Here is a 530-nt window from a genome sequence, read left to right as displayed (position 1 = left end):
AGACATATCTTCCTCCTTGTTTGATTTCAAAAATAAAATCCAATTTTTTAATTCTCGCTTGATGTCTGCGTTTTCGTCAAATTTTGGAATTTCAACATAATGTAATTGAATATGGTCGGTTAATATTTTATTAGTATTTTTTTCTTTTAATAAATAGCAAGTATGCATTCTCTTGTCTGTTTTGTCAAATAAAATATCGTCAATTAAATTTATGCTAATAACAGGGCGTAATTTTGAATATTTATTTCCTCGTTTCAAAAGGCTCGAATAATTTTTACTCCAATAATATAAAGTGCGTTCAAAAAAATTTTTTGTAGAATAAGTTTGAATTTCGATTATAACGACAGTTCCGTCTTCCGTGATTGCTTTCAAGTCAACAATACTCTCTTTATTTCCAGCTTTCTCGGATAAATTAAACGGGTTCATAATTTCTACCGACACAAAAGTTGAAAAATTTGAATCAATCATTATAGCATTTATAAAGCTTAATAATAAATCCTCGTCTCCTTTCAAACCGAAAAAATAACGAA

At 27.9% G+C, this 530-nt stretch carries 1 protein-coding gene; it reads right to left on the bottom strand.

Translation table 11 applies throughout. The features are described 5' to 3' along the window. Positions 1-530: Rpn family recombination-promoting nuclease/putative transposase (locus tag EZH24_RS13340; protein ID WP_137999478.1), on the bottom strand; the 530-nt coding region annotated here is incomplete at both ends.

Source organism: Brachyspira catarrhinii (genome assembly GCF_005518285.1).
Classification (GTDB): Bacteria; Spirochaetota; Brachyspiria; order Brachyspirales; family Brachyspiraceae; genus Brachyspira; species Brachyspira catarrhinii.
The sequence above is the reverse complement of the archived record's forward strand: the minus strand, read 5'-3'. Positions and strand labels throughout refer to the sequence as shown.